Source organism: Henriciella sp. (assembly GCF_029936995.1).
GTDB lineage: Bacteria > Pseudomonadota > Alphaproteobacteria > Caulobacterales > Hyphomonadaceae > Henriciella.
Genome location: NZ_JAPYRE010000007.1, coordinates 139,765 through 165,232 on the forward strand (window position 1 = coordinate 139,765; position 25,468 = coordinate 165,232).

Annotated in this window: 20 protein-coding genes and 1 tRNA gene; 12 read left to right on the forward strand and 9 right to left on the reverse strand. The window is 61.7% G+C overall.

The window, feature by feature from the left end; translation table 11 throughout:
• Positions 1–49: 49 nt before the first annotated feature.
• The 5 genes from Q1K31_RS14800 to Q1K31_RS14820 form a co-directional block, all read right to left on the reverse strand.
• The gene (locus tag Q1K31_RS14800; RefSeq protein ID WP_300381172.1) at positions 50–1,861 is read right to left on the reverse strand and encodes an ABC transporter transmembrane domain-containing protein; all 1,812 of its coding nucleotides are present in this window, start codon (positions 1,859–1,861) and stop codon (positions 50–52) included.
• A 440-nt stretch (positions 1,862–2,301) separates the two neighbouring features.
• The gene (locus Q1K31_RS14805) at positions 2,302–3,507 is read right to left on the reverse strand and encodes an integrase arm-type DNA-binding domain-containing protein (RefSeq protein WP_300381175.1); all 1,206 of its coding nucleotides are present in this window, start codon (positions 3,505–3,507) and stop codon (positions 2,302–2,304) included.
• Between the two features lie 119 nt (positions 3,508–3,626).
• A tRNA-Leu gene (locus Q1K31_RS14810) sits at positions 3,627–3,711 on the reverse strand.
• A gap of 426 nt (positions 3,712–4,137) precedes the next feature.
• A complete protein-coding gene (locus Q1K31_RS14815; protein ID WP_300381178.1) occupies positions 4,138–5,256 on the reverse strand; it encodes a tyrosine-protein phosphatase in 1,119 nt (372 codons plus the stop codon).
• 27 nt (positions 5,257–5,283) lie between these two features.
• Entirely contained in the window at positions 5,284–7,833 is a 2,550-nt protein-coding gene (locus Q1K31_RS14820; RefSeq protein ID WP_300381181.1) for a TonB-dependent receptor, read from the reverse strand.
• A gap of 294 nt (positions 7,834–8,127) precedes the next feature.
• Here Q1K31_RS14820 and Q1K31_RS14825 point away from each other — a divergent pair, with 294 nt between their 5' ends.
• On the forward strand, positions 8,128–9,318 hold the full coding sequence (locus Q1K31_RS14825; protein WP_300381183.1) for a TetR/AcrR family transcriptional regulator: 1,191 nt from the start codon (positions 8,128–8,130) through the stop codon (positions 9,316–9,318).
• Between the two features lie 133 nt (positions 9,319–9,451).
• Here Q1K31_RS14825 and Q1K31_RS14830 read toward each other — a convergent pair whose 3' ends face one another.
• A complete protein-coding gene (locus Q1K31_RS14830) occupies positions 9,452–12,316 on the reverse strand; it encodes a TonB-dependent receptor (RefSeq protein WP_300381186.1) in 2,865 nt (954 codons plus the stop codon).
• Between the two features lie 229 nt (positions 12,317–12,545).
• Here Q1K31_RS14830 and Q1K31_RS14835 point away from each other — a divergent pair, with 229 nt between their 5' ends.
• Entirely contained in the window at positions 12,546–13,619 is a 1,074-nt protein-coding gene (locus tag Q1K31_RS14835; RefSeq protein WP_300381328.1) for a phytase, read from the forward strand.
• 204 nt (positions 13,620–13,823) lie between these two features.
• Here Q1K31_RS14835 and Q1K31_RS14840 read toward each other — a convergent pair whose 3' ends face one another.
• The 3 genes from Q1K31_RS14840 to Q1K31_RS14850 form a co-directional block, all read right to left on the reverse strand.
• Positions 13,824–14,444, reverse strand: a complete 621-nt coding sequence (locus Q1K31_RS14840; protein WP_300381189.1) for a PepSY domain-containing protein — start codon at positions 14,442–14,444, stop codon at positions 13,824–13,826.
• Complete coding sequence (locus Q1K31_RS14845) at positions 14,401–14,694, reverse strand: Fic/DOC family N-terminal domain-containing protein (protein ID WP_300381192.1); 294 nt, start codon at positions 14,692–14,694, stop codon at positions 14,401–14,403. Before Q1K31_RS14845 ends, Q1K31_RS14840 begins: the two co-directional genes overlap by 44 nt.
• A 141-nt stretch (positions 14,695–14,835) precedes the next feature.
• Positions 14,836–15,678: a DUF2285 domain-containing protein gene (locus Q1K31_RS14850; RefSeq protein WP_300381195.1), complete on the reverse strand. Its 843-nt coding sequence runs from the start codon at positions 15,676–15,678 to the stop codon at positions 14,836–14,838.
• A gap of 469 nt (positions 15,679–16,147) precedes the next feature.
• Between Q1K31_RS14850 and trbB the strand changes: the two genes are divergently transcribed.
• From trbB to Q1K31_RS14900, 10 genes are read left to right on the forward strand one after another with little or no spacing between them, the layout of a single operon-like run.
• Positions 16,148–17,152, forward strand: coding sequence for a P-type conjugative transfer ATPase TrbB (gene trbB, locus Q1K31_RS14855; RefSeq protein ID WP_300381197.1), 1,005 nt, complete (start codon positions 16,148–16,150; stop codon positions 17,150–17,152).
• Positions 17,139–17,468 carry a TrbC/VirB2 family protein gene (locus Q1K31_RS14860; protein ID WP_300381198.1) on the forward strand — a complete coding sequence of 110 codons (330 nt, stop codon included), beginning with the start codon at positions 17,139–17,141 and terminating at the stop codon, positions 17,466–17,468. The genes trbB and Q1K31_RS14860 overlap by 14 nt, the downstream gene beginning before the upstream one ends.
• Before the next feature lie 33 nt (positions 17,469–17,501).
• Positions 17,502–17,768, forward strand: coding sequence for a VirB3 family type IV secretion system protein (locus tag Q1K31_RS14865; protein WP_300381201.1), 267 nt, complete (start codon positions 17,502–17,504; stop codon positions 17,766–17,768).
• Positions 17,762–20,230: a conjugal transfer protein TrbE gene (gene trbE, locus Q1K31_RS14870; protein WP_300381204.1), complete on the forward strand. Its 2,469-nt coding sequence runs from the start codon at positions 17,762–17,764 to the stop codon at positions 20,228–20,230. The genes Q1K31_RS14865 and trbE overlap by 7 nt, the downstream gene beginning before the upstream one ends.
• Complete coding sequence (gene trbJ, locus Q1K31_RS14875; protein ID WP_300381207.1) at positions 20,227–20,931, forward strand: P-type conjugative transfer protein TrbJ; 705 nt, start codon at positions 20,227–20,229, stop codon at positions 20,929–20,931. The genes trbE and trbJ overlap by 4 nt, the downstream gene beginning before the upstream one ends.
• Positions 20,932–20,937: 6 nt before the next feature.
• Positions 20,938–22,248: a P-type conjugative transfer protein TrbL gene (gene trbL / locus Q1K31_RS14880; RefSeq protein ID WP_300381209.1), complete on the forward strand. Its 1,311-nt coding sequence runs from the start codon at positions 20,938–20,940 to the stop codon at positions 22,246–22,248.
• A 3-nt stretch (positions 22,249–22,251) separates the two neighbouring features.
• The gene (gene trbF / locus Q1K31_RS14885) at positions 22,252–22,944 is read left to right on the forward strand and encodes a conjugal transfer protein TrbF (protein WP_300381212.1); all 693 of its coding nucleotides are present in this window, start codon (positions 22,252–22,254) and stop codon (positions 22,942–22,944) included.
• Between the two features lie 5 nt (positions 22,945–22,949).
• Entirely contained in the window at positions 22,950–23,957 is a 1,008-nt protein-coding gene (gene trbG, locus Q1K31_RS14890; RefSeq protein WP_300381214.1) for a P-type conjugative transfer protein TrbG, read from the forward strand.
• On the forward strand, positions 23,954–25,234 hold the full coding sequence (locus Q1K31_RS14895) for a TrbI/VirB10 family protein (protein ID WP_300381217.1): 1,281 nt from the start codon (positions 23,954–23,956) through the stop codon (positions 25,232–25,234). Before trbG ends, Q1K31_RS14895 begins: the two co-directional genes overlap by 4 nt.
• Positions 25,231–25,467: a DUF2274 domain-containing protein gene (locus tag Q1K31_RS14900; RefSeq protein ID WP_300381220.1), complete on the forward strand. Its 237-nt coding sequence runs from the start codon at positions 25,231–25,233 to the stop codon at positions 25,465–25,467. The genes Q1K31_RS14895 and Q1K31_RS14900 overlap by 4 nt, the downstream gene beginning before the upstream one ends.
• Position 25,468 lies beyond the last annotated feature (1 nt).

Here is a 25,468-nt window from a genome sequence, read left to right on the forward strand (position 1 = left end):
CTGTCATCAGCGCAGCAATCTCAGTCATTACGCCTGATAACGCATAGTATTACTGCGACTTACGCTCGTGCTTCTCCCTCCCCCGCCACATCTCCGCATACACGTCGCCCGCCGCCAGCAGTGCCTCATGCCTCCCCCGCTCGACAATCCGCCCGTCCTCCAGCACCAGGATCTGATCGGCCCCCGCAATCGTCGACAGACGGTGCGCCACGACAATCGATGTCACCCCAGCCGCGGCGCCTGCGAGATTGGCCGCGATCCCGGCCTCGGTGCGCGTGTCGAGCGCAGAGGTCGCTTCGTCCGCCAGAAGCAGGCCCGGCCGCCTCAGCAGCGCCCGCGCAATGGCGACCCGCTGCTTCTCACCACCTGAAAGATGCAGCCCACGCTCGCCGACCAGGGTGTCATATCCATCCGGCAGCCGGCCCGCCAGCGTGTCCAGCCGTGCCATGCGTGCGGCCCACTCGACCTCATCCACCGCTTCCTCGCCTGCCGGAAAGGCGATATTGAAAGCCAGCGTCTCGTTGAACAGAGTCGTGTCCTGCGGAATGACCGCGATCATCCGTCTCAACTCGTCCAGCGGATAGTCTGCCAGCGGAACACCGTTCAGCAGGATCTGCCCGGCATCCGGTTCATGAAACCGCATCAGCAGGCGCAGGATGGATGACTTGCCCCCGCCAGACGGCCCGGCAAGGGCCGTGGACGTCCCCGGCGCAATGTCGAAACTCACCCCGTCCAGCACCTTGCGCATGCCATCATAGGAAAAGCTCACCGCCTCGAACCGCACAGACAGGGCTTCCTCACGGACGACGCTGGCCCCGTCACGACCAGAGGAATTTCCGCGTTCCGTATCCTCTCCGAGCAAGTCCAGCAGGCGCTCGACAAAGGCCACCCCCTGCCCGATGTCCCGGATCCCGAACCCCAGCCGTTCCAGCGGCTGGACCAGCTGGATCATATAGGCATTGACGAGAACAAAATCTCCGACGCTCATCGCGCCCGCCTGAACCTGCGACAGCGCCAGCCAGAGCGTCACACCAAGCCCACCTGAAAAGATCAGCGCGACCAGAACCCCGTTGAGGAGCCGGGCCCGGTAGAAGCCGCGCCAGGCACGCTGGACCCCCGCCAGGCGCTGGTCATGGCGCCCCGTGACGAGCGGCTCACCAGTATAGGCCTTGATGGCTTCGACATTCAGGAGATTGTCGGCAAGGCCTGCATTCGCGCCAATCCGGGCCGCCGACACGTTCCGGCTGGCCGCTAGCACCCGCCGCGCGCCATGGGTGAACACAATCCCATAGGCGAGGATGCAGACCGCGAACACAGCCAGGAAGACCGGATCGAAGAAACCCGCCAGGATGACGGCGATCACCGCGATCTCGATAACCCCCGGCAGAAGCGTGAACAGGCTGTGCTGCAAGAGCAACCTGTAGCCCTGCAAGCCGTTTTCGAGAATCTGGAGCGTCGCCCCCGTCGTCTGCCTGAGGTGATAGCCCATCGGCAGAGCCAGGACATGCGCAAGCATCTTGCGGCTGAGCCGCCGGCTGATGGACTGGTCGGCCGCGCCGAACAGGAAAGTGCGTCCCTCGCCGGTCAGCCGCCCCAGCCCCAGCGCCCCGACATAGAGCCCCAGAACGGCAAGCGCGGGCAGATAGAGCTCAGCCCCGAAAGCGCCCTGCTCCTCATCTCCAAGGCGGTCGATCAGAATCTTCAGTGCGACCGGGGCCAGGGCGGCAAGCAGGGCAGCCAGGACAACACACAACAAGGCGGCTGCGAGGGCCAGGAGATCCCGCCGAGTGGCAACAGAGCGGAAAGCCACGAAGCTTTCCCGCAGCGTTTTGCGGCGGATCTGTCGGTGTTCCTTGTCCATGGCCATACCGGTTATGAGTGGCCAGTATGATAGCACGGCCCGCCGAAAGTTTCCCGGAAAGGTTGAAGGATAATTCCAGGGTGAAGCCAGCCTGGCAACGCACTTCGAACCCGCTCGACAACGGCCATGAGTATGAGAGGTTCTGAATCTGTGACGCGACTGGGCACTTTCCCATTCCCGGCATACCGACTGATATGATTATTGGCACTTTATGATGAGTGCATCTTACGCGAATCAAGAAGTTGGGGGCAGGTGTGTAGTCACTCACCTCCTCGGAGACGCGCATTAGCTCACCGCCTCAAACGCTCGCAATCTCCAGCAGCCGATATCTCCCCGAAGACCGCTTGCTCCTATATCAGGGTCCACTGGTTACTCCGGTACGAGCACCTGAGTGATCGCGTCCGGCAGAAGGTCCGAGTGACAACAAAATGATGGGAGTGCTATTTTCTACTTTCGTAATTCGTCATGGCGAGGACACGGTCGGCCCACCAATCACCCATGCGGGCGCGCTCGTTCCAGTAGACGGCCCGGTTGTAGATCGAGCGGACACCCTTCGTGTCATGATGGGCGAGTTCGGCCTCGATCGCATCCGGGTTCCAGAGCCCGCTCTCATTGAGCAGGGACGAAGCGCTTGCCCGGAACCCGTGCGGTGTGGTCACGTCGCTTGCAAACCCGAGGCGATGCAAGGCACCGTTCATCGTGTTCTCGCTGATCGGGCGATCCGCCGCGACCATTGACGGGAAGACGAAACCCTCGCGGCACCCGCCTGCCCGGATATCGAGCAGGATGTTGACGGCCGTCCCGGAGAGAGGCTTCCTGTGGGGACGCCGCATTTTCATGCGCTCGGCCGGGATCTCCCATGCCGACCGGTCGAAGTCGAACTCCTCCCAGCGGGCGAGGCGAAGTTCGCCGGGCCGCGGGAAAAGCAGGATCATGAGCTTGAGCGCCGGGACAGAGCGTGCGCTGCCCTCATAACCCCAGACAGCCCGCACGAGGCGTGCGAACCCGGCCTCTTCCGTCAATGCCGGCATGTGCCGCACTTGCGGACGGGTCAGGGCGCCGCGCAGGGCCTGCGTCGGATCAATATCGGCCCTTAGCGTCGCGATCGCGTAGCGGAAGACCTCCCCGACCGTGGTCCTGAGACGCTTTGCCGTCTCATATGTGCCGCGCGCCTCGACCTGCTTCAACACATCCAGGATGTCTGCAGCGTGGATGTCGCGCATCTGTTTGTGCCCGAGTCCGGGCCGGGCGAAATCGAGCAGCCAGCGTTTCTTGTGCAGCGTTACCCCGGCGAGCCCCTCGCGTTCACGCTTGTCGAGCAACTCGTCCGCAATTGTATCGAATGTCCCTGTCAAAGCCCTGCGCCGGGGAGGTTTCCTTCCGGGCCGGGCGTCGACTGCCGGGTCGAGCCCCTTGTGCAGGAGGCGCTTTGCCTTGAGGCACAGCCCGCGGGCATGCTCGAGTGTGACGATCGGCCAGGCTCCGAAGGAGAGCGTCTTCTGACGATGCTCGAAGCGGTAGTTCATTCGCCAGAGCCGTGAGCCCTTCGGCGTGATGTAGATATAGAGGCCGCACCCGTCAGCGCACTTGTAAGGCTTCATCCGGGGCGCCAGTCCGGCAATCAGCTCCTCACGCAATCGTGCCATCCGTCGTCTCCCGTCAGCGCGGATGGGAAATTGTGGCGTCAGAACCGGTCAAGCCGCAACGAAAATCCGCCCCAAGCAGGAAAAATCTAACAAGACCTTGTTTTTTTATAGTTTTTTACTGGTGCCCAGGAGAGGACTCGAACCTCCACGTCGTGAGACACACGGACCTGAACCGTGCGCGTCTACCAATTCCGCCACCTGGGCATCAGGGATCGGAAGGCGGGTTGATACGGCGGCGAAGCCGCAAGGTCAACGGGCAAATCCAGCACCCGCCCCGCTGCCCTGTCCGCGATGCTGGCAGGCCAGAATGGAAAGCAGCATTCCCGGTGGCAGGCAAGGGAATCGTAGCATCAACCTTAGTATGGCACGATTGCCATTGCGGAATCTGTCATACTCAGCTGCTCGCCTAATACGCAATCCTGCCAGCAAATATCACTCCCGAACGATCAATCCGGTTCCGCCCCTCTCGTGGCAGGCGTCGTTTCCACGCGCATGAAAAAGTCTTCGACATTCCAAAGCAGAGCCAAAACCGGGCACACGGCATACCCGTGAACTGGATGATGCATGCCCGGTTTTGGTGTTGGCTGCCCCGGCGCGCATCAGATCAACGACCGAGGGCATTAGCATGATTTAACGCAGGAGCTGTGAACGAATGGCTTCCAGTTCTTCCTCCGTCACGTCGACCTCTTGCCTGAGAAACGTCATGACTGAACCGTACTCGGCTTCCAGATCGGCCAGAGCGGTCTCAATGTAGAGTGGGTTGGAGCGCATGAGCGGCGCAACCATTTCCGGCGGCAGTTTGGCGAGGAAGGCGTACGGACTGTCCTCATCGATCGCGTCCTCATTGCCAGTGAATTCTTCCATATAATCGACATAAGTCTCCGACAGCGCGTAGTCAGCAACAACGGTTTCACGCGGCACACCGAGCGCGGTAAGCAGAAGTGCGGCACCAACACCCGTACGATCCTTGCCCGCCGAACAGTTGAAAGCGAGCGGAATCTCGCCTGCCGCCAGCCGGTCGAACATCTCGCGATAGGCCGGAGCCTGTTCATGCGCGATATCCGAATAACCGTCAGCCATAGACTTGCTCACCATTTGCGGTGTGGCGTCCGGCTTCTCGAACACGGCCCTGAATCCCATGTCGCCGCTGCTTTCCGGGTCGGGAAAACTCAGATAGTCGACTTCGCCAGCTCGCCAGTCGGTTGGCTCGTCGGCGCGCTCATGCGCCGTGCGCAGATCACAGATGACCTGGATACCAAGGCTCGAAAGATACGCGTAATCGCCGTCGGTCAGGCCATCCATCACGCCCGAACGGTATATCTTGCCCCATTTAACGGTTCGGCCGTCTTTTGTCTCATAGCCGCCAAGATCACGAAAATTACGGCCGCCTTCCAGCGGCAGCAGGCGAAGCGCGGTGCGCACAGGTTCGCCGTCTTCCGGCACGATGGTGAAATAGTGGCGCTCGTCGAGCGTTTCCGCCGTCCAGCTCAGTTCACTGGCCGCCAGGTCTTCGCCAATCACCTCACCTTTGCCAGCTTGCATATTGGCGCTCGAGGAAACCTCCACGGTGACATCTGTGCCGAGTGCCTCCGGCCAGTCGATCGTGTAGGTTTTTGTCGCCTGATCCAGGCTTACGAAAGCATCTGTCAGGCCTTCAGCGGGGGCTGTGTCCGGCTGCTGGGCGGCTGCGAGCCCGTAGCCTGCCAGGGCGAGGATGGTGGCCGTGCTGAGATAGTTACGAATGGACATGGTTGAGGTCTCCCGGTTTGAAGGCTGCTAGTAATTGATGCTGAAACCGGCCATGTAGGCACGGCCATAGGCTTCGATCTGGTTGAGCGCGCGCGGCGTGTCGTTATAGCGCCGGTCCATGAAATTGGTCAGGTTGTTGCCTTCGAGGAAGACTGTGGCCGTGGCGTCGCGGAACTCGAAGGGAAGATTGTACTGGATCTTGGCGTCGAGACGCTCGGTCTCGTCCCAGAATTCATTCAGGTTTGGACCGCTTTCCGTGGTCGACAGCCAGGCATCGCGCCACTGATAGCTGATCCGGGCCGACAGGCCGAACTTCTCATAGAAGACAGACGCATTGTAGATCATGTCGGAAGTGCCCGGTATCGGGCGGTTGACCCCGCTGTCGCCGATTTCCGGCGCGAAGAACTCGCTGTCAAGCATAGTCAGATTGCCCGAAGCCCCGAACCCGTCGAATGGTTCCGGCAGGAAATCCGCCGCCGAATAGATCAGATTGAATTCCAGACCGGAAAGCTCGCCCGCCTCACCGTTCAGGAAAGTGTTGTAAGGCACCATTTCGCCGGGCGCGAAGATACCGGGCGCGATGGTCGAGCCGTCGATGACCGTACCGCCCGGATAGATAACATTCTCGATCGTGCGATAGAAGGCGCCCGCCGACAGTATGCTGGCCGCGTCGAAATACCATTCGAGTGAGGCATCCAGACCGTAGGATTCCTCGGTTTCAAGATCCGGATTGCCACCACTGATCGACGGCACCGTCGGATCAACCGTTTGCGAGGCCCGCGCCTCTGTGTAGGTCGGGCGGCTGAGGCCGCTGGTTGCGGAAAGACGCAGCTTCACGTCTTCCCGGAGGTCCCAGTTGACATGAACGCTCGGCAGGACGTTCGTATACTCGTTCGAGGCATCGATATCGGTGGAAACCCCGTCGAGGACCTGGTTGCCGGTGGTCGAGAAATCGGTCGCCTCGACCCGCAAGCCATAGACGATATTGCCCCAGTCGAACGTGCTTGTCGCCATCGCATAGCCAGCGAGGATGTCTTCCTCTATGCCAACGACCTGGTCGGGCGAGAACTCCGGCACCGGAGAGAAACCGGGATTACCCGCACCGAGCGCGTCAAACAGCGCCGCGCGCAGCGCCTCATTGCGGTAGTAGACCCCGCCGAATGTATTGGTGAGTTCAGCGTCCCATGGCGTCTGCGTGGCGAAGTCATTCGCATTCACCGGAACGCCGGGCGTGACAGCCTGGGTAAATCCGCCATCCGCCTCGCGGGTGTCGTAACTGAGGCCGGCCTTGAACACCGTGTCGAAACGGGCGAACTCGCGCTCGACATCGAAGATCCCCTTTGTCGATTCGGTTTCAAGCAGGCTGTACACATTGATGAATACGCCCAGGTTTTCACCCAGATTGTTGACATCCACAGGCATCGTCGTGCCGAGGGCATACGGCGTCAGGACGGGATCATCGAGATTGGAAATGTCGTAATCGGCCGAAATGGGCGTGAAGTCCACGACATTGAGAAGCGGTATGCGGGCGAGGTTCTCCGTCTCGGTATAGTTCAGCCGCGGCGTGACGCGCCAGCCTCCGGTTTCGACATCGAGTCCGAGCGTATTGGTAAAGGTCGACGTCTCGTAACGCCCCTGTTCCAGCAGGCGGGAGACGGCAATTCCATCTATGCGCCCCGAGGACTCAAGAACGACCGGGGCGAAATCGAACACGTATTGATTGCGCTCTTCTTCGTCGGCGAACTGGTAGAAAATGCTGGACCCGAATACCCGTTCGACAGGCCCGCCAGACGGGCGGTACTCTGCCTTGCCGCCATAGGAATTGTTCTCGCGGTAGCCCCCATACTGACGGTAATCGAGACTGTTCAGACTGTCGAGCGTGCCATCGCCATCGGTATCAAGCGTGGAGAATTCGCGGTTGTCGACATTGCGGTCGCGTTTGTCGAGTGTGCCGAAGGCCAGAAGGCCGAAACGGTCATTCGACCAGGACGCGCGCAGGGCATAACGCTCGGTTTCAGCATCATTGAGATCGCGCTTGCCTGCTGCCGCCGTCGCTGAAAAACCAAAGCCCTCTTTGTCAAACGGACTGAACGTCTTGATGTTGATGTGACCCAGCACAGGCGCGCCGGGTGTATCCGGCGTGACCGCCTTGTTCGCCTCGACGGCGCTGGTGATCACGGCGGGAATGGAATCGAAGCGCGGTATCCGGCCATTATCGGCCCCAAGCACATCGATCCCGTCAAACGAGATCGTGGTGTAGCGGAAACGCCCGCCGCGGAAATTGACGAAGCGCGCATCGCCCTGGTCGCTCTCGACGGCAAGACCCGGCACACGGGTCAAAGCGGCGGCTAGCGTCTGATCGGGAAAGCGCCCGATCGTGTCGGCCGAAATCACATCGACCACATTGTCGGCCTCGCGCTTGGCCTCGATGGCCGCCTGCTGGCTGTCGCGTATGGGAGACGCGGTCACAAAAACGGTTTCCTGGCGCGATTCACGGACGTCCTGAGCCTGCGCCGTGGCAGTCACCGCGATGGCGGTGCCAAGCAATAGACTGGTTTTGAAAACTGGTTTGAACATACCTCGATCCCCTCTCGGTTAACGAGGCTGCAAGTATCAAAACTAAACAACTGTACCAAAACAAGCTTTGATGAACTTTAATTGTCGGTTTGATGACGCACCGCAACAAAATTGTCAAAAACCGAGCCCATCTAGTGTATTAATACAGAATATCGGTGAGATCTGACGTGGAAAAGCCTTGATGCCAATGAAGATTCTCTTCAAAGTTAAACCACGAGTTTTAACAACAATATTGATCATATGTACCAAACCAGAAGCGATCCAGTTTCCACTGAAAAAGAGACAAGTCTCTTCATGCACGCCTATCCCCTGGTGGAAGCCTACGGCCTGAAAGGGCTCACGCTTCGCAACCTTGCCCATACAGCAGGTATCAGCCCATCTCTTCTAACCTACCGGCATGGCTCGCGCGATGGCCTCCTCAGCGCTGTCTTCGCCGAAGCGCGCTCGGCTGATGAAACCGCCTGGGCCATGCGGGAGAAAACCTTCAACATCACTGGAACGGAACCGGGGCATCTGCTCTCTATCGCACTCGCTACTGTCACCGACTCGATTACACGAACCCGTCAGACGAGCTTGATGCAGTGGATATGTTTCACTGCTGCGGAGCGGGAGCCCGCTGCAAAGCCTGCCGCCGCTGGCTGGCCGCAACTGTCAGTCGACTACTGGACACACCACTTTGTCCGGTTGGGCGTTGACTCTCAGCTCTCCGCACCTTTTGCGGCTGCTCTGACCGGTGCCACGCGGATTGGGCTTCTTGCTGACGGCAACCCCCTTTTGCTGAGCTGGATGAATGACTTCATCATAAGGTTATGCCAGCGCATTGGCGCAAATCCCCCCAGCCCGGCCGGCGACAGTCACACCCGGGCCGCCGTGGAACAAACCTGGCGCGATCAACCCCGTCATGCACCCGCTTCACGTAGCGATACACCGGACCGGATCATCGATGCCGCCGCCGGGCTGCTCGTCAGTCACGGGCCTGATGCGCTGACCCATCGGCTGATCGCAGAACAGACAGGAATTTCTCTGTCATCCATGACCCATCACTTCTCCTCGCTTGACGAGATCATGCTGTATGCCTTCGAGCGCATCTATGACCGGGCGCGTACAGCTTCCTCAGCGGATCTGCCGCAAGGCATCAACATCGAAAGGCTGAGCCAGGAAGTGCTGCCGGAGATTTTTCGCCGCGCCCGCGCGCGCGGGCAGGAAAGCGTCGCCATGGACGAGGTCATCCTGTCGGCTGCGCGCAAATCCGAGACCGCCCCTCTTGCCGGCGCGCTGATGGCCATGACGGGGCAAACCTCGACAGCCTTGCTTCGGTCCGTCGAAGGCCTGCGAGAGAGCGTGGACCGGCTGGACGGCCAGCTCTTCCGTTTTGTCATGACAGGCCTGTCTGAACAGTCGGCCCATCTGCCCGGACCTGAACGCGACACATGGCTGGCAGCTCAGTCCCGCAAGTTCCTGCTGGCGTGCTGGGCAAGCGGATAGTATAGCCCCCCTGCTTTATTGTGCCTCCGGGCGACCGGCACTCCCGCTCTCCTGCATCGCGGTTCCGGCAATCTGAGCCGGTCCTTCACGACAGGCGGCGAAACGCTACTGGTGCAAATATCTCAGGCGCGTATCAGAAGGTCGCCTTGAGGCCGAATGTGTAAGTCGGGCCATACTCCTCATACTGAACATTGACGTTCCGCGTACCCGCATAGCTGTAAAGCGGGCGGTCGTTCAGGTTGGAGGCCTCCGCGAAGACCTGGAAGGTCTGATTGACCTGGTAAGCTGCCGTCAGATCGATCTGAATATGGTCATTGATATAGACATCTTCTGAAGCGTCATCCGGCGCCCCGATCTCATCGAGAATACGGTCACGATAGGACACGGCTGCGCGGGCCGTGATCCCGTACTTTTCATAGCCGAGCGAGACATTGGCTGTATGGCGGGACTGGAATGGCAGCTCGACATCACGCTGGCCGCCGTCCGGAAGCGGAACACTGGCTTCGGTATCGACCAGCGTATAATTGGCCGCCAGCAGGAAGCCGTCAAACGGCGCGGCCAGGAAATCCAGCTCCTGCTGCCAGGCTGTTTCGAAGCCATAGACCTGCGCATCCTCGCCATTCACGAATGTCGCGAACTCGTCAAAACCTTCAAAACCGGGCGTTCCGGCCAGGTCTGCGGGAAAGACGGGATTCTCGATATTCTTGAAGAAAACGCCCGCCGAGATCAGGCCGATGTCGCCGGGATAGTATTCAAAGGCGAGATCGATACTGTCGGCCTTGTACCGCTCCAGATCGGTGTTCCCGCCTTCAGCCTCGACCTCCCCCTCGTCGTCTGTTTCTATGACCGTGGCAGGCCGGTTCTGCTCGAAAACCGGACGAACCACCGCACGGAAATAAGCGGCCCGCAGGATCATTTCTTCGTTTAGCGCATAGCGCGCATTCAGACTCGGCAGGACGTCGGTGTAAGAGTCCTCGATCTCGATTGGCACCAGGTCCAGCGTACCCGTCACCTCATCCAGCGTAACTTCGTTGCCGGAGGCATCATATTCGGTGTGCTCAACCCTGAGACCGCCGGTCAGGGTGAGGCGATCGATATCCACACTTGCCATGGCGTACCCGGCATAGACATCCTCATTGATCGCGAAATCCTCGGCATTGGAGTCGATGAAAGTGCCTTCCTCATCGAGGTCCTCACTGAAGACATCGAGATTGTCGCGCACGAAACTGGCGACCTGGCGCGGCTGGGCCTGTGGCGCGATGAGACCAAGAGGATAGTCAATATCCGGGTTCAAGAAATCGGCGACGGTCAGGCCCTGATCGGCTCCGCCGAAAACGAGCGCGTCCAGTTCGGAGGTTTTCTCGCGCAGCGACGCCTTCGTTCCCACTTTCCAGAAGCCGTTATAGCGCCCGAACGATGTATCATAACGCAGATCGAGCTTGCCCGACCATTCGGTATCCTCGGTCTCACTGTCTTCAAAAACAATCTCGTCCAGCTCATAGCGTGAAGCATCACTGAAGCCTTCCAGGTTGTTGGTAATGATTTCAGGCCGGCGCACGTCAGCCAGATCGGTGCCAATCAGGATGCCGGTATCGGAAAAATCGGCCACGAATACCGGCTCGACATAATCGGGATTGTCCTCGTCGGCATCGGAATAGGCAAGCTGGTATTCCAGAGTGGCTGCCCCAAAACGGCTCTCGCCGCCCGTGCTCACAGACCAGATTGTCTGGGTCTCTTCGCGTTCGCTGACATAGGATTCAACTTCCTGATCACGCAGGAGAAGCCGGTCCGAACTCTGGGCAGCGACATTCGCGCCATAATCCGGATCAGCTTCATAGACCGTGCCGCCCTGGACCTCGTCATCGGCGAAGTCCGAATAAAGTGTCCGCAGGTACAGCTCGTGATTGCTGTTGACGCGCCAGTCTATATTCAGTGCTCCGCCGATCCGCGTGCGCTTGAGCACATAGTCGCGCGGCTCGATGACGACCGGGAAAGCCGTGCCGCCAAAATCGTCAAGACCGTCGCCGTTCTCGACCCCGTCAGAGCCGAGTTCCCGGCCATAGTAGCTGAACGAGCCGAGGACACCGATCTCGCCCATACTGCCTGCTGAAAAAACATTGGATGCCGAGCCGGAAAAGCGCGGCGAGAATTCGTCACGCAGATCGTTATAACTCGTCTGGGCCGTCAGCTTGCCGCCAAGACCGGCGCGCTCGAAAGCACTCGCAGATTCTATATCCACAGCCCCGCCAATGGCATCGCCCTCCATGTCTGGCGTCAGGGACTTGGTGACAGTGAGATTGCTTACCAGCTCGGACGGGATCACATCGAGCGCGACCTGACGCTGGTCGCTTTCAGCCGAGGTGATCGAAATGCCATTGATGCTGACCGAGTTGAGGTTCGGACTCGCCCCGCGAATGGAGATGAAACGGCCCTCGCCCTGGTCGCGGTTGATCGCGACCCCCGGAATGCGCTGGGCCGCCTCGGTGACGTTCTGATCGGGGAACTGGCCTATAAAGTCCGAGGAGACCCCCGACAGGATATTGTCCGCATTGCGCTTGCGGTTGAGCGCATCGGTGTAGGACGCGCGCTGACCGACGACCAGAACATTGTCCATGATCGAGGCATCGGTCCCGATGGCAAAATCGAGCCGGACGGGCTCGCTCCCCGAGACCTGAACGGTTTGCCGCGTGGTTCCTGCGCCCAGATACTGAACTTCAACAGTATATGTCCCCGGCGGAACGCTGGAGAAGCTGTAGCGGCCGCCCTGCCCGGTCGTTGTACGCCGGCCGAGCTCGACCAGGATGACTTCTGCGCCCCGGAAATAGGCGTTGCCCCGAACATCACCAACGCGCCCGCCAACCGAGGCCTCGCCTGCAATTTCAGTCTGCGCTTGCGCTGGCATGGCGATAAACTGGCTCGCAGCCAGGGCAAGTGCGGTAAGAGCAATGCCGTCGCGAAGGCGCAGGCGGGACGCGCAAGCAGGGTGCAGGTCGGTCATCTAATACATCTCCCATTGGTGAATGCCGGCCGGGCGGACGGCATATGCAAGGGGGCGCAGGACAGGTGCCTGCACCTCGGGTCTGAAGCGCGGTAACAACGGTCTGTGACACTTCCCGGTCAGCTTCCATGACGGTTTCGTGAAGTTTCCCGGCCAGACTTGCGCGGGCCGGATGTGCTTGGTCTAAGCCTTACGGTACTCTCGCTGGAACAGGACCGGAGACTTGGATATGCGCGTAATGCTGATGGGATTGTCAGGGCTCACCCTTGCGGTGATGTCGGGGGCGTGTGCGACGTCTCGTTATGATGGCCCGCAAGGCGTGGATGCAATTGGTGACCCGGCTGTTCCCGTCATGGCGAAGGCCGAAACGGTTGTGACAACAAACCCTGCCGTCGATGCTGATGATCCTGCCTTGTGGGCCAGCAGCGATGACCCGTCTCGCGGCCTGATCTTGGCGACAGACAAGACCGAAGGCCTCTATGTTCATGATCTTGACGGAAATGTACGCCAGTTCCTCGCCTCCGGCCCGCTTAACAATGTCGATCTGCGCGAAGGTTTCACGGTCAACGGCGCCGGGCGTGTTCTCGTCGGAGCGACCAATGATCGCGAAGGCGGCCTAGGCATCAATCTCTATCTGCTCGACCCGGCAACGCTGGAGGTCTCCGACTACGGCTTCATCCCCACCCGTATCGGCGAACCCTATGGCTTTTGCATGGGCAAGCGGGGACAGGATTTCTTCCTCATCGCCACGACCAAGGCCGGCACGGTTCATCAATGGCAGGTTGTGGCCGGAGAAAGCGGACCCGAAATCGGTCAGGAGCGACGCCTGGAACTGGAAACCCAGCTTGAAGGCTGCGTTGTCGATGAGGCCGCCGACGCGCTATATGTCGGAGAAGAAGATGCCGCCATCTGGCGCTTTGATTTCGATCCTGAAGGCAGCCAGGAGCCGGAGCTCATCGCTGAGGTCGACTATGAACGTTTCAAGGATGACATCGAAGGGCTGACCATCATCCGGGATGGCCGCCAGTCCTATCTCATCGCCTCCAGTCAGGGTGACAGTACCTTCCCGGTTTACCGGATCACCGGCGAAACCCCTGCCTATCTGGGCCGCTTTACCATCGTCGAGAGCGAGGCGACGGACGCGGTAACCCACACAGACGGTCTCGATGCCTGGTCTGGTGCGATCGGCGATTATCCTGAAGGCGCACTCGCAATCCATGACGACTATGAAACCCCGGGTGAAGAGCAGCAGAACTACAAACTCGTCGACTGGCGCGATGTGCGCGCGGCTTTGGGGCTTTGAACGCGATCCTCCACAATCGCCAGGCATTCCCTACCTATGCAGCTATCAGCTGACGCCATTCCCGGAGAGCGGCATCGCGTTGTGACTTGAAAGTCTGACGGCGGTTGATGTGGGGTCGTGGTTGATGTGGCTGGGGAGCGGGGCGTAGGTGGAGGCGAACTTCTGCAAGTTGGACATTCGCCTGTCGCCAAATATCAGCCCGGCTCACCCCGCCCCGATGAGCGACGCGGCCATCAAGCCACATCCCAGCACAACCAGCCCCCCTGTAGGCCAGGCCCACCAGCCCGGCGCACGGAGGGCAAGAACCGTTCCCCGCCCAAGCGTTTTTCTCTCCTTCCGGCTTCGCATGATGCGCAGTGCATAGATCGCCGAGCCTGTAATGGAGAGGGTCGTAAGTGCGACCCCGAAGACGAACCAGATGAGTTTCGTCACCAGCCCGCCGAAATAGCCGAAATGCAGCGGGTCCGCCGCCTCGCCAATTCTCTGATGAAGCGACAGGTCGCGCCCGTCTGTCATCAGCAGGATTTCGTGGCTCAGGAAGAATTCGAACCAGACTTCCCAGCGGCCGGGTGCCGCCGGTCCAGTTCTGTGACCGCGGAAGTCACCCGGCTGTTTCGTACTCCCCCGGCCCGTTGCCAGCAGCGTGCCATGCATTTCCCGCATCAACCGCAGCGAAAACGGAAATCCGCCTCCCCATTTTTCGAGGCCATGATTGAGCGCCGCAACATAGGTTGAGACCTCTTTGACATCATCGACAGGAGCGCCCGGCGCCTCGGCTTCTTCATAAAGCAGAAGGGTCAGAGAGCGATGACTGCGTCCCCTCAATCTGCGAAGATAGAAGCGCTTCCTTGCGGATATACATATATAGAAGTAGCGAGGTGTTCGGCACTATCGAGCAGACACCATCCAGCCTCCCAAGGGCATACATGGCCTCGCTGACAAGGCCTGAGAGGCTTGCAATATAAAGCGCGGGGATGGGCGGTAAGGGTGTCGGGACATAGGCCCGTACTGATCCACCCGCATCGGAACTCGTCGCATAGGTCCCGACCCGTCCGTTGAGATCGTGCTGCCCCATTCGTTACCCTTTAACAAGCCTCTCGGCTATTAAAGAGCAGCGGCTTTAAGTTTAATAACAAGCCTCGCTTATTAAAGACTGCCTTCATACCAAAGCCTGGTCAGGCCTGTGATGGTCTGTCCGCTCATCAGGGTGCCACCATCACGCAACCGCCTGGTTCGGTGCTAGCTGAGCTCCAAGAAGCTCGGTCAGATAGCCGCCATCCCGAAGCGCCTCAGCCTTCTTCACAAGATACCGAATGGCATGGCGCATCGAGGGGCCGTCCCATTCGTCGCGCACGCGGTCGGGCCCGTGAAGCACGACTGCAATCTCGCGCCGTGTCATACCAAGATTGAGACAATCCAGCGCGATCAGGCCATTGCGCAGAACCTGGGTCGTCTTGTTCCAGAGCGGTGTGGCGAGGTCCGGTCCATCGCCGTAGAGTTCAAGAGCGGCCTTCTGGAGTTTGACGCGCCGCTCATAGCCCTCGACATCGGAGATGGTCAGTTTCATCCGGACCGGCTCCAGGCCGAGCAGGGACATACCGGTACAGCGCACCTGTACGACGCACCCCTTGCCGCGGATCAGGAGAAATTCCCGCCCGACGGCATCGGTGACATGGGTGACGTCGCAGATCGCCATGGTGCGATCGAATATGTCACAGCTCTCGTTTTGTGCCCGGGGACCGCAATGAACCTCGACCTGGTCGGGAAACGCACCATTCGTCCAGACAGCATCAGCATCGAAGCCGTTCCTGTTCGGGTCTGGCAGGAAGACAAGCCCCCAGCGCTCGGCGAGAGTCTGCGGCACGCGGGATCGCAGCAGCCTGATATCCGCGCAGGGGGCTGGCCTCTCGGCAATGCTTTCATCCATGCGACCGACACAGTCCGTCCGGAAATCCCGATTGCGGCGCAGATACTCCCAGGCCCACCGGTCGGGTGTCAGCCGCCAGAGATAATCATAGCGTTTCAGCACGCCATCGCTCTTAAGAGTATAGGTCTTCATGATCCGCTCTCCTGGTGAACGGAACTCGCGCAAGAGGCGTGCCACTCTGGGTAGAAATTCAGACCACGAACATTTCACTCAGCTCCAGCATTTACTGCGCTAATGGCAGGGAAAACGTTACCCACTGGTTTTGTTCAGCGCCTCGCAAGAATGGTTAACTCTTAATAACCATGGGCTAATTCGCCTACCAGGCGAGTGCCTGATACATGCTCACATCGTGGATTGTGACGGCTTTCAGCAACGCAACGAGGAATAAATTCATCGGGTCCAGGCTGCCGCATCAGGACAATCCGGCCATCGCGTCGGCAGCCCTGTCCTGCTTCATTCTGGGAGAACCGTCCCGAATTGGTACTGTTGCAGCCATTTGCAAGCGCCTTGACGGTACTGTGCCGATTGGCCTGCGCACCAACTCCTACTCACGCCCATTGCCTGAGACAATCGCCCCGACCAGTCAGAAGGAAGTCGGGCAATGGCAATTGCGGCACACGCAACGGAAACGAAAAGCCGCCAGTCTGCCATGTTGCGCACCGCCTTCTGCCCGGTCGTTCGCCAGGCGCTGGAAGATCCGGCAGTGATCGAGATCATGGCCAATCCGGATGGAACGGTCTGGATCGAACGCGCCGGAACCGGGATCACCCGCCCGGACCATCGCCTCGACTCCACAGCCCGCGAGCGCGTCATCCGCCTCGTGGCCTCCGGGGCGGGAGAAGCCGCCAACCGCACTTCCTCCATCGTTTCTGCCGAACTCCCCGGCAGCGGCGAGCGGTTTGAAGGACTTCTCCCGCCCATTTCGACGGCCCCGTGCTTCTCGATCCGGAAACCCGCCACGAGCCCGTTCACGCTTGATGACTATGTCGATCAGGACGCGCTGTCGCCGGCCACAGCCGCGGCGCTCCGGGACGCAATTTCTACCCATGCCAATATCCTGATTGCCGGCGGGACCTCGTCGGGAAAGACAACGTTCACCAATGCGCTGCTCGCCGAACCGGCCCTGGCAGAGGACCGGATTGTCATTCTCGAAGACACGAGAGAACTTCGCTGCGCCGCGCGCAATCTCGTCCAGCTGAGGACGCAACGAGACGGCCCCTGCCTGAAGGCCCTCGTGCGCTCGACGCTGCGCCTGCGCCCTGACCGGATCATTGTCGGCGAGGTGCGCGGCGGCGAAGCGCTCGACCTGTTGAAGGCCTGGAATACCGGTCATCCAGGCGGGATTACGACGCTGCACGCAAACTCTGCCCAAGGCGCGCTCAAGCGGCTTGAACAGCTCACACTGGAAGCCACCAGCCGCCCGCCTGCCGACCTCATCGCCGAAGCCGTCGACATCGTCGTGTTCATGAGCCGGGCCGGTGGGCAGCGCCGCATCGAGGACGTGCGGCGCATCTCGGGTTTCGATGGCAGCGCCTATGTGACCGCCCCCCTCGTCGCCTCCGGCCTTTCCCTCGTCAGACAAGGAGCACATCATGACATCCAGTAGCCACCCCCCGACCCGAACTGGCCGGATCGTGGCCTGCCTCTCGGCCACGCTCATCCTTGCCGCCCCCGCATATGCTGCCGGGTCCGGCATGCCCTGGGAAGGCCCGCTCGACCAGATCCTGTCCTCCATCGAAGGCCCGGTTGCCCGCATCGTGGCGGTGATCATCATCACCCTGACCGGGCTGACCCTCGCTTTCGGCGAAACCTCCGGTGGCATGCGCAAACTGATCCAGATCGTGTTCGGCCTGTCGATTGCCTTTGCCGCCACGAGCTTCTTCCTCACCTTCTTCTCCTTCGGCGGTGGGGCGCTCATCTGATGGCGACGAGGGGTATTCCGCGGGAGAACCGCCATGAGCGCTAGCGAATGCAAAGGCTATGAAATCCCGCTGCACCGCGCGCTCACCGAGCCCATCCTGATGGCCGGGGCGCCGCGCGGCGCTGCCATCGCCATCGGGACACTGGCCGCCGCGCTCGCCCTCGGCCTTCGGCTCTGGATCCCGGGCCTTCTCCTCTGGCTCGCGGGCCATTCGGCGGCAGTGTTCATGGCAAGAAGCGATCCGGACTTCATGGCCGTCGCAAGCCGGTCGGCCCGCCACCGGGAGCATCTCTCATGCTGAACCTGAAAGAGTATTCCGAAACGCCCAGGCTGCTCGCCGACTATCTGCCCTGGGCCTGTCTCGTGGCGCCCGGCATCGTCCTCAACAAGGATGGCAGTTTCCAGACCAGCTTCCGGTATCGCGGTCCCGATCTCGAAAGCTCAACCGAAGAAGAACTCGTCTCGGGGATGGCGCGGGTCAACAATGTGCTGCGGCGGTTCGGATCGGGCTGGGCCCTTTTCTTCGAGGCGCAACGCAGCGAGGTCCATGACTATCCCGAATGCGCCTTTCCCGATGCAGCCTCCTGGCTGGTGGACGAGGAACGCGCGCTCCAGTCCGGCGAAGCCGGAAGCCAATTTGAAAGCTCATACTATCTGACCCTGCTCTGGCTGCCACCGGCAGATGCCACGGGGCGGGCTGAAAAAGCGCTCATTGAACGCGCCGAATGCGAAGGCGCAGCTGACTGGCGTCACCGCCTTGAAACCTTCGAACAACACGCCGCGCGGGTGCTCGATCTGCTGGCGGCCTGCCTCGCCGAGATCAGCCCGCTGAATGATGACGAAACGCTGACCTATCTTCACACGACAATCTCGACCAGGCGGCACCCGGTGGTCACGCCCGAACTGCCGGTCTTTCTCGATGCGGTCCTCGCCGACGAGCCTTTCGCTGGCGGCCTCGAGCCGATGATCGGAGAGGCGCATCTGCGCACGCTCACCCTTCTCGGCTTTCCGGGGTCGACCCTCCCCGGCATTCTGGACGAGTTGAACCGGCAGGGCTTTGCCTATCGCTGGTGCACCCGGTTCATCGCCATGGACAAGGCCGAAGCCGAAAAACGGCTCGGCAGGAAACGCCGGCACTGGTTTGCCAAACGCAAGTCGATCGGCGCGATCCTGCGCGAAACCATGTTCAATGAACAGGCCGCGCTGCTCGACACCGACGCCGACAACAAGGCGGCTGATGCCGACGCGGCCCTGCAGGAGCTCGGGTCTGACCTCGTCTCCTATGGCTATGTCACCACGACCATCAGCGTCGCGCATGAAGACCGCCGGACCGTGGACGAACATATCCGGATCGCCGAACGCATCATCACTGGCCGCGGCTTTACCGCCATCCGGGAAACGCTGAACGCGGTGGAAGCCTGGCTCGGAAGCCTGCCCGGCCATGTTTATGCCAATGTCCGCCAGCCCATCCTGCACACGCTGAACCTCGCCCATATGGTGCCGCTTTCGGCGGTCTGGGCCGGTGAAGCCGAAAACCCTCATCTCGAGGCCCCCGCCCTGATCCAGGCCCGGACGGATGGCACGACCCCTTTTCGCCTCAACCTGCATGTCGGCGATGTCGGCCACACGCTGGTCGTCGGCCCGACCGGCGCAGGCAAATCGGTGCTCCTGTCGCTGATCGCCATGCAGTGGAAGCGCTATGAGGGCGCGCAGGTCTTCCTCTTCGACAAGGGCCGCTCGGCCCGCGCAGCGACGCTGGCCATGGGTGGGGTGCATGTCGATCTCGGCGGGGCACAGGCGCCACGTCTTCAGCCGCTGAAAGACATCGACACCGATCGGGGGGCAAGCTTTGCCGCCGACTGGCTGGCCGGGCTCTGTGTCCATGAAGGTGTTGCCCTGACACCGGATCTCAAGGCGAGTCTCTGGGATGGGATCCGGGCCCTCGCCAGCGCACCGGAAGCCGAGCGCAGCCTGACCGGGCTTACCCTCATGCTGCAGGACGAGACGCTGAGAGCCGGCCTGCATCCCTACACGCTGGAAGGCCCGCATGGCCGCCTGCTCGATGGCGACCATGAAAGTCTCAGCCTCGCCGATACGGTCTCATTCGAGATGGAAGAGCTGATGCAGATGAAAGGCGCAGCCCTTCCCTTGCTCACCTATCTCTTCCACCGGCTGGACGCGCGGTTCGATGGACGGCCCACCCTGCTCATCCTTGATGAGGCCTGGGTCTTCCTCGACGATCCGCTCTTCGCCGCGCGCATCCGCGAATGGCTGAAGACCCTGCGCAAGAAAAATGTCGCCGTCGTCTTCGCCACCCAGTCCCTGGCCGACATCGTCAACAGCTCCATCGCGCCCGCCCTCATCGAATCCTGCCCAACCCGAATCTTCCTGCCCAATGAACGCGCCCAGGAGCCCCAGCAGAAAGAGGGCTATGAACGTTTCGGGCTCAACAGGCGCCAGATCGAGCTGATTTCTCAGGCCACGCCGAAACGCGACTATTATTACCAGTCGCCGCTGGGCTGCCGTGTGTTCGATCTCGGCCTCGGACCCATCGCGCTCGCGCTGTGCGGGGCATCCAGCCCCGTGGACCAGGAACGGATCAACAGGACGCTCGCACAAGCCGGACCGGCAGAGTTTGCCGAAACCTTTCTGGCCGCCAGGGGCCTTGCCTGGGCGGCTGACCTTCTGGCGCGCTGGCCAGGCCACACGCCGGGCGACACCGCCTCCCAGGACCCCACGACCCAACAGGACATCCCGTCATGAAACGCCTGCTTGCTGCCACCGCTCTCACGGCCCTTCCCCTGGGCCCTGTCATGACCCCGCCAGCCAGCGCCCAGTTTGGCGGGATCGTCTATGATCCGGCCAATCATGCGCAGAATGTGCTGCAGGCCGTGCGCGCCCTGCAGGAGATCGAGAACCAGGTCCGCCAGCTCGCCAACGAGATCGCCATGCTGGAGAATATGGCGCGCGATCTCGAACGCCTGCCCGGCTCGATCGGAGGTGATATTCTCGCGCGGCTGCGCCGTCTCGACGACCTCATGCGCGCGGCTGAAGGCATTGGCTACCGCGTCGAAACCATCGAACGCGACTATGATGAAGCCTACCCGGAAGACTACGGCGCTGCGCCGCCGTCCCGGACCGTCCTGGTCGAACAGGCCCGGGCACGCTGGCAGCAGTCACGGGCCGCCTATCGCGACAGCCTGGCGGTGACCGCTGAAGTTGTGAGCTCGGCCCGGGCCGACAGTGACAGTCTCGACCGCCTGATTGGCGAGAGCCAGTCGGCTGCGGGAAATCTCCAGGTCACCCAGGCCGGCAACCAGATCGCCGCGCTCCAGACCCAGCAGCTCATGCAGATGGAGACGATGATGGCAGCGCACTACCGGGCCGAGGCGCTCGAACGGGCCCGCCATCTCGCCGAAGCCGAGCGCGGGCGCGCCCGCACCCGCGCCTTTCTCGGGAACTGAACGCAGATGGATGTGATCGACACCTTCCTCGACACGTTTCTCCGCTACATCGATAGCGGGTTCGGCCTGCTTGCCGGCGATGTCGCCTATCTTTCGACAACACTCATCGCCATCGACATCACGCTTGCCGGGCTTTTCTGGGCACTTGGGCCAAACACCGATGTCATGGCCGCACTGATCAGGAAAGTGCTCTATGTCGGCTTCTTCGCCTTCATTATCGGCAATTTTTCCCTGCTGGCGAACATTGTCTTCGACAGCTTTGCCGGGCTGGGGCTGAGGGCTGGCGGCAACACGATCACGGCCGCTGATCTCCTGCGGCCCGGTTTCATCGCGAGCGTCGGGTTCGAGGCGGGCGAGCCGCTGCTCGAGGAGATCAGCGGCATGGTGGGGCCGATTTCCTTCTTTCACAACTTCCTGACCATCTCGGTCATGTTCATCGCCTGGGCGGTCATCATGGTCGCCTTCTTCGTGCTGGCCGTGCAGCTCTTCATCACCATTCTGGAATTCAAGCTCACCACGCTCGCCGGCTTCGTGCTCGTCCCCTTCGCGCTCTGGAACAAGACAAGTTTCCTGGCCGAGCGTGTGCTCGGCAATGTCATCACCTCCGGAGTGAAGCTGATGGTGCTCGCCGTCATTATCGGCATCGGCTCGACGCTCTTTGCCTCCATCACCGAGGCCTTCCGTACCGGTGAGGATGTCACGCTTGTCCAGATCATGGGCACGGTGCTTGCCTCCATCGTCTTCTTCTGGATGGGGATCTTCGCGCCCGGTATCGCCTCGGGTCTCATCACCGGCGCGCCGCAGCTCGGCGCCGGATCGGCCGCCGGGGCCGTCGCCGGCGTCGCCGCCGGCACCTATGCCGCCGGCATGGGCGGTCGCGCCGTCCTGGGCGCGGCGGCCAGTGGCACATCCAGCGCGGTGAAGGCCGGGGCGTCCATGACCGGCGCGGCCCGCACATCCTATACGCTCGGCCAAGCCGCCTCCGGTGCGTCTGGTGCCGGCGCTGTTGCGGCGGGCATGACGGGTGTCGCGCGTGCGGGCGGCGACGCGGTCCGCCGGACAGCCTCGAAGCCCGTCTCGGCCCTTCAGGACGCGTACGCCCAAGGCAGCCAGGGCGCCTGGCGGGCCACCGGTGGCTCGCCTGCCGGCGAAACGGCCCCGGGCTCAGTCACTGCCGTACAAAGCCCCGGCTGGGCGCGCCGGATGCAAAGGCGCCAGCGCATGGGCCAGGCCAGCCAGCTGGCCGTCCACACGCTGCGCGACGGCGATCGCGGAGCCGCCGGCGCTGCGCCCTCCCTTCAGAACAAGGAAGACTAGACCATGGCGTTCAAGCGCACCTCGACCCATTATGGCGAAAGCCCCTATCCCGAGACGCCCTGGCAGAAAGCGGGACAGGTCTGGGACCGGAGAATTGGCAGCGCCCGGGTCCAGGCCAGGAACTGGCGGCTCATGGCGCTCGGGCTGCTTGTCCTGTCCTTTGCCACGTCGGGTGCGCTTGTCTGGCGAAGCCTCCAGTCGACCGTCACGCCCTATGTGGTCGAGATCGACGCGACGGGCGCGACCCGTGCGGTCGGTCCGGCAACCGAACGCTACCAGCCAAGCGATGCCCAGATCGCGCATCATCTTGCAAATTTCATCAATCATGTCCGTGGCCTGAGCGCCGATCCTGTCGTGGTCCGCGAAAACTGGCTCAAGGCCTATGATTTCGTCACCGACCGCGGCGCGACCACGCTCAGCGAATATGCCCAGGCCAGTGACCCCTTCAGCGATGTCGGCCGCAAATCGCGCACCGTCGACGTGATCAGCGTCGTGCGCGTCTCAGAGGACAGCTTCCAGGCCCGCTGGCTCGAGAAGACCTATGAGAATGGCGCGCTGATGGACACGGTCCGGTTCACAGGTCTTTTTTCCATCATCACCCAGCCGCCGCGCGATGTCGCCCGGCTGCGCACCAACCCCCTCGGTTTGTATGTCCATGAGCTCCACTGGGGCGAGGACCTCGTCACAGGAGACTGATCCAGATGTTACGCACCCTGCTTGCCGCGTCGGCGCTCGCCCTGTTGCCCGCCTGCACCACGACCCGCACGCCCCCTATCGACCCGATCGAGCCGGAGGCCTTCACGGCGGCCATTCCGGTCGAACCGGAAGATACCCGCCCGGTCGAGATCGTCGAAACAGCTGTGCCGCTGCCCCTGCCCGGCCAGATGAAACCGGTGAGGGTCAGTGATCCGGCCTCCGGTCTCCCGCCCGCCGAGACGGTCCAGCAGGGCCGGGCGCAGGCCCTGATCGAACCCTCCGTCGACGGATATGTGAATGCCATCCAGGTCTATCCCTACACGGAAGGCGCGCTCTACCGGCTCTATGCAAGCCCCGGCCAGGTCAGCGACATTGCCCTCCAGCCCGGCGAGGCGCTTGTCTCGGTGTCGGCGGGCGACACGGTCCGCTGGGTTGTCGGTGATACGGTCTCCGGGGCCGGCGCCACCGCCCGTGCACACGTCCTGGTCAAACCCGTCAGCGCCGGCATCCGGACCAATCTCATGGTCGCAACAGACCGGCGCACCTATCATCTCGAACTGGAAAGCGTCGACAGTGGCTATATGGCTGCGCTCTCCTGGCGCTATCCGGCCGATGAGCTTGTTCGTCTCGCCGTGAAGAATGACCGGGCCATCGCGCGCGATGCCGGAGCGATCGAACAGGGCCTGTCGCTTGAGACGCTGAACTTCGACTACCGGCTCACCGGCGACAGCCCGGACTGGAAACCGGTCCGTGTCTTCGATGATGGCCGCCAGGTCTTCATCCAGATGCCGGCAAGTGTCGCGGCAACCGACATGCCACCGCTCTTTGTTCTCGGCGACGAAGGCGAGGCCGAACTCGTCAATTACCGGGTCCGCGGCACCTATTATATCGTCGACCGGCTGTTCCGCGCTGCCGAACTCCGGCTCGGCGAAAAGGACCAGACCGTGGTGCGCATCCGTCGGGCCGAACCGCGCAAGGGTCTCGCCGCCCTGTTCGCAGGCGGCCAGCCATGAGCGATCCGGTCCCCTTCGATGAGCATGCCGAACGTCTGAAGATCCGCGCGAGCCCGAAGCCTGTCACGCGGATCAACCGGAAGGTTTTGATGGTCGGCACAGGGCTCGGCGTGCTCGGCCTGTTCGCGGCCGCCAGCATCGCGCTGAAACCGCCCCGGGCCACAGGTTCCCACCCGCAGACCGAACTCTACAATACGACCAATACGAGAAAGCCCGAAGGCCTGGCCAGCTTGCCGGCGAGCTATAGCGACATGCCCCGTCCGGAACCATCACCGTCCCCCATCCCTCGCCTCGGTCCTCCGCTTGCCGGCGATCTCGGAGCGACCATGCTTGCCGCCGAACGAGATCTCGGAATCGAGCCGGAAGCCTATTCGGCCTATGAAACCGGCTTCCGTCCCAACCCGGCCGAAGAAGCCGCACGTGCTCGCCGCATGAAACAGGCCGCACTTGCTGAAGAAGCGGCAAGCGCGCCGCTTTTCTTCAAGCTGCGCAGAGAGGCCGGTACGTCGTCGGCAGGCCCATCGGGCACGGGCACGCCTGCCACGGACATCGGCGCTGAACTGCTCGCGCTCGCCAGTGCCCAGCCAGGCCTCACCCTACCCGTTGCAAATCAGCCTGACGCCAATCTACAGGACCGCAAGCGCGCCTTTGCAAGCGAGCGTCCACAAGCAGACATCTATAATGAAACCCAGGTCGAAGACCCCGCATCGCCCTATCAGGTCATGGCTGGCACGCTCATCCCCGCGAGCCTTGTGACGGGAATAAATTCCGACCTGCCGGGTATGGTGGTCGCACAGGTCACCCAGCCTGTCTATGACACGGTGACCGGACAGTATCTCCTCATCCCGCAAGGGTCCCGCCTGATCGGCCGGTATCAGTCGGAGGTCTCGTTCGGGCAGGATCGGGCACTAGTGGCCTGGCAGCGCATCATCTTTCCCGATGGCACCTCCATCGTGATTTCCGCCCCTGGCACGGATGCCCAGGGCTATGCCGGTCTCACCGACCGCACGGACCATCACTGGGACCGGGTCCTTGTCGCCACCGGACTTGCGACCCTGCTCGGGATCGGCGCCGAACTTGGCAGCGATGACGAAGACGATATCGCCCGGGCGATCCGCGAAGGCACCAGCGATACGGCGGGCCAGGCCGGACAGCAAACTGTCGAGCGCAATCTTGCCATCCAGCCCACTATAAGGATCCGCCCCGGCTGGCCGGTCCGGGTCATCGTCACACGCGACCTCATCCTGCGTCCCCATTCACAAGGAAGCCAGCCATGAGCCTTCGTCTCGACAAGCTCCCCGACCGCACACCGGTGCGCATGAGCCTCTCGCTCGATCCGGACCTCGCCGCAGCGCTCGGCGATTACGCCGAAGTCTACCGTCAGACCTATGGCGCGGAAGAAAAACCAGAAGCGCTGATCCCGGCCATGCTCGACAGCTTCCTGGCCTCAGACGCCGGGTTCAAACGCGCCCGAAGGGCGCTTCATGCCAATGCCAGCAGCAAAGGATAAT

Bases quoted from the DNA above. Each gene is read 5' to 3' on its own strand.
- Q1K31_RS14895 (WP_300381217.1), top strand. From the start codon at position 23,954: ATGAGCGATCCGGTCCCCTTCGATGAGCATGCCGAACGTCTGAAGATC.
- Q1K31_RS14850 (WP_300381195.1), bottom strand. From the start codon at position 15,678: ATGAAGACCTATACTCTTAAGAGCGATGGCGTGCTGAAACGCTATGAT.
- Q1K31_RS14805 (WP_300381175.1), bottom strand. From the start codon at position 3,507: ATGGCACGATTGCGTGAGGAGCTGATTGCCGGACTGGCGCCCCGGATG.
- Q1K31_RS14860 (WP_300381198.1), top strand. From the start codon at position 17,139: ATGACATCCAGTAGCCACCCCCCGACCCGAACTGGCCGGATCGTGGCC.
- Q1K31_RS14825 (WP_300381183.1), top strand. From the start codon at position 8,128: ATGCACGCCTATCCCCTGGTGGAAGCCTACGGCCTGAAAGGGCTCACG.
- trbB (WP_300381197.1), top strand. From the start codon at position 16,148: ATGGCAATTGCGGCACACGCAACGGAAACGAAAAGCCGCCAGTCTGCC.
- Q1K31_RS14820 (WP_300381181.1), bottom strand. From the start codon at position 7,833: ATGTTCAAACCAGTTTTCAAAACCAGTCTATTGCTTGGCACCGCCATC.
- trbG (WP_300381214.1), top strand. From the start codon at position 22,950: ATGTTACGCACCCTGCTTGCCGCGTCGGCGCTCGCCCTGTTGCCCGCC.
- Q1K31_RS14815 (WP_300381178.1), bottom strand. From the start codon at position 5,256: ATGTCCATTCGTAACTATCTCAGCACGGCCACCATCCTCGCCCTGGCA.
- trbE (WP_300381204.1), top strand. From the start codon at position 17,762: ATGCTGAACCTGAAAGAGTATTCCGAAACGCCCAGGCTGCTCGCCGAC.
- Q1K31_RS14800 (WP_300381172.1), bottom strand. From the start codon at position 1,861: ATGGACAAGGAACACCGACAGATCCGCCGCAAAACGCTGCGGGAAAGC.
- Q1K31_RS14830 (WP_300381186.1), bottom strand. From the start codon at position 12,316: ATGACCGACCTGCACCCTGCTTGCGCGTCCCGCCTGCGCCTTCGCGAC.
- Q1K31_RS14900 (WP_300381220.1), top strand. From the start codon at position 25,231: ATGAGCCTTCGTCTCGACAAGCTCCCCGACCGCACACCGGTGCGCATG.
- trbF (WP_300381212.1), top strand. From the start codon at position 22,252: ATGGCGTTCAAGCGCACCTCGACCCATTATGGCGAAAGCCCCTATCCC.
- Q1K31_RS14845 (WP_300381192.1), bottom strand. From the start codon at position 14,694: ATGGGGCAGCACGATCTCAACGGACGGGTCGGGACCTATGCGACGAGT.
- Q1K31_RS14865 (WP_300381201.1), top strand. From the start codon at position 17,502: ATGAGCGCTAGCGAATGCAAAGGCTATGAAATCCCGCTGCACCGCGCG.
- Q1K31_RS14835 (WP_300381328.1), top strand. From the start codon at position 12,546: ATGCGCGTAATGCTGATGGGATTGTCAGGGCTCACCCTTGCGGTGATG.
- trbL (WP_300381209.1), top strand. From the start codon at position 20,938: ATGGATGTGATCGACACCTTCCTCGACACGTTTCTCCGCTACATCGAT.
- trbJ (WP_300381207.1), top strand. From the start codon at position 20,227: ATGAAACGCCTGCTTGCTGCCACCGCTCTCACGGCCCTTCCCCTGGGC.